The organism is Variovorax glacialis (assembly GCF_051216375.1).
Taxonomy (GTDB): Bacteria; Pseudomonadota; Gammaproteobacteria; order Burkholderiales; family Burkholderiaceae_C; genus Variovorax.
In genome coordinates, this window is record NZ_JBPJZT010000052.1 from 1 (window position 1) to 2,865 (window position 2,865).

3 protein-coding genes and 1 pseudogene are annotated in these 2,865 nt (G+C 62.3%); all 4 read left to right on the forward strand.

Annotation, left to right across the window (positions count from 1 at the left end; genetic code table 11):
- Nucleotides 1–85: 85 nt before the first annotated feature.
- A pseudogene (locus ACSFBL_RS35470) lies at nt 86–550 on the forward strand (transposase); the annotation flags it as partial.
- A gap of 47 nt (nt 551–597) precedes the next feature.
- Entirely contained in the window at nt 598–1,089 is a 492-nt protein-coding gene (locus ACSFBL_RS35475) for a hypothetical protein (protein ID WP_435520478.1), read from the forward strand.
- A 512-nt stretch (nt 1,090–1,601) separates the two neighbouring features.
- Nucleotides 1,602–2,021 carry a hypothetical protein gene (locus tag ACSFBL_RS35480; RefSeq protein ID WP_435520479.1) on the forward strand — a complete coding sequence of 140 codons (420 nt, stop codon included), beginning with the start codon at nt 1,602–1,604 and terminating at the stop codon, nt 2,019–2,021.
- Nucleotides 2,022–2,642: 621 nt separating this feature from the next.
- Nucleotides 2,643–2,865, forward strand: a 223-nt coding sequence (locus ACSFBL_RS35485; RefSeq protein ID WP_435520480.1) for a hypothetical protein, incomplete at its 3' end; no start/stop codon positions are given.

Sequence of the window (2,865 nt, forward strand, 5' to 3'; positions counted from 1 at the left end):
CAACTGCGGCTTCGCCGCCCACGGGCTCGGTGGGCGACGCCATGTCGGCATAACCCGGAGGTCGGCGTAATGAACTTTCTGCCGACGTCGGCAGAAAGTTCACTTTATGCGAAACGCGCTGGCGTACGCTGGCAAGACCCAGCGGCGCATGGTCTCAGCTGCCATCGGCACGGCGTTCGTGCAGGACTCGGCAGATGCGGCTCGCACGCAGTGGCGCTCGGTGGCCGATCAGCTCCGAGACAAGTTCCCCAAGCTCGGCGCCCTGATGGACGACGCGGAGAACGACGTGCTGGCCTTCATGACCTTCCCGCGGGCTCACTGGACGCAGATCTACAGCACGAACCCCTTGGAGCGGCTGAACGCGGAGATCAAGCGGCGCACGAACGTCGTGGGCATCTTCCCCAACGACGCCTCGATCACGCGGCTCGTCGGCGCCATGATGCTTGAGCAGAACGACGAGTGGTCGCTCAACCGGCGTTACATGCAGTTGGAAGGCCTGCAGACCCTGAGCGATACTGCGCCCACTCGGCTGTCCGCTGTGGCTCGCTGAGTACCGTGCAGCTCAGCCTTCTCCGGGCTGTGGAGCTACACCACGGAATGGGACGCGACCTCATCGAAGGTCAGGCCAAGGACCCGAAAGAGCCCTTCCCCAGTTGTCCAGAAGGGGCCCCGGCAACGATGCAACCGGCCTACCGACCCTACGATCAATGTCCAGACGGAACGAAAGCTTTGGAGCAAGAAATCCAAGCGGTCCAGCTGTCTCCGAACCTCTTCAACCAGCTCGCACTCGCATCGAAACCCCAACCGAATCGACCCTGGCAAAACGATCAACCCATCGATGTACCCGCGGGCGTCATCTTTCAAACTGGGATCGGTGACGGCAATGGGCAAAACGCGTCAACGAGAACCAACAAGGTATGCGTGGGAAAGCAGCTGGGAACGCTGATCTTCGACACAGGCACACAAGAAGTGCCTCAAACGAAAACCGTCATCGTCTATGAGCAAATCGCGACCATCGAGCCGGCGAAATCGCCGCGAGTCGTCGACGTGAATATCGGTCCGAAGCTCTATCGATCGGTGCGGTACTGATCCACCGTTCAAATCTCGCTCGGCCAAGCCAGAGCGCGGGAACAGGGACAATGAGAGTGGAGGGGAAATTAATGGACGAGAACGTTCGGGCGGACCAACGCCTGTTGAAATTCGAGCGCGCCGAGGATTTCCAATCTCGGCCAGCTTGGCGAGATGAGGTCGACGTCAAGGCGACGCCACCAGTTCGAATCCTGGGTGGCTACTCATTCCCGAAGGAGCAGTACCTCCGGTGCGGGCTCGGCAGCTGCCGCACCATGCATGGCCTCGGCTTCTTAGTCCTGCTAGCTGATGGGACTTGAGACAAATATCGGTCGCTTTTGCGGCAAACGTCACGTCGAGGGCGCCGTCTGGGAGGAGATCTACCGGGAGTTCGTGACAACCGAGAAAGCGCAGGCTCAGCTCGACGTGATCTCAGATTTGATGGCGCAAAAGGACGAGACCCTCAAAGGCGCCCGCGAGCTGTGGCGCGGGTGTCCCCAGCGCGGAAGACCGTTCGGGCCATCCTAAACGAGTTGAAACGCGACCGCGCTATCGAGAAGTCCTTTAACGACCTGGCCAAGCTGGGTGGCCAGCTGACCTACTACCGCTTGCCGACTGAACAGGAGCGCGATCTGACGCCAGGCGTGCGCTTCGTACCCGTGTCCCTGGGTCGGATGGACGGCTTGAACATTCTTGGTGCCGACCACGTTGAAGGGTCTCTGCGAGATCGCGTGATCGGTCACTTAGAAACGCTCGAGGTCAAAGCGATGCTCGCGCTGAAAGGCGAAGCCCTGGATCGATACTCCAAGTTCATCGGGGACATGAAGGGAACGCTGCGCCAAGGTGGCTACTACCTGGTCGATGCCGGTCGCTTCGTTCGTGGGGAGAACTGGGAAGCTTTCGCTCGTTTCTGCCGCGAATCGGGTGTCCAAATGGGCCCCCAAGGGGAATGAGGTCCTTCAGAGTGTCCATCGCTTGAGCGTTGCGGATCACGCTTGGAAAGCCCCACCCGCATCAAGCGGATCTGATATCCGCTCATCGGGCACAAGCTCATAAAGCTTTACTACGCCCGCCTCGAAGGCCTCCGGCCGGCGGCGAACGGCTGCCGGCAGCTCTCCTAAACGGAGGCTTTTTCTGTCGCTTCCATCACTTAAACGAGCCGGCAAAAGGCACCATGCTCGGAGATGGGTGCTGCGCCGACATGGTGGCGAGTCCACCGTTGCCGACGCTCCCCCACAGGTCATCCATTAGTTTGGGGGCGAATGTTTGTGGAGAAGCGCCTACGGTAGCTCATGGCCTCGAAACTCCCCACGGACCTCGAAGACTTCACCCGGATGCTCGCCCGCGCAGCAGTCGCGGCGCACCGTCCTGGGATCGTGACTCTAGGCATTCGTTTGGGCGTGGAACTCCGCCCAAACGATGCGCCGGTCGACGCCCCAGGGACCTTCAGCGCATCTGCGCCTGGCGACATCGAAGACCTGGCACGAGAACCTAGCAGTGGCCTAAACCCAAATGCCAAGACGCCTCGGGATCCCACGGATCCCACGGATCCTCTTAGCCCGATCGAACGTCGTGTGACATCGATTGTTGACGAGATAAGGCATGCGAAGGTCCTTGCCGATGACGATGGCGGCGGCGGCGGCGGCGGCGGCGGCGGCGGCGGCGGCGGCGGCGGCGGCGGCGGTGGCGGCGGTGGTGGCGGCGGTGGCGGCGGCGGTGGTGGCGGCGGCGGCGGCGGCGGTGGCGGCGGCGGCGGCGGTGGTGGCGGTGGCGGCGGTGGCGGCGGTGGCGGCGGCG

Excerpts from the sequence above, each read along its gene's own strand:
- ACSFBL_RS35475 (WP_435520478.1), top strand. The coding sequence starts at position 598 with ATGGGACGCGACCTCATCGAAGGTCAGGCCAAGGACCCGAAAGAGCCC.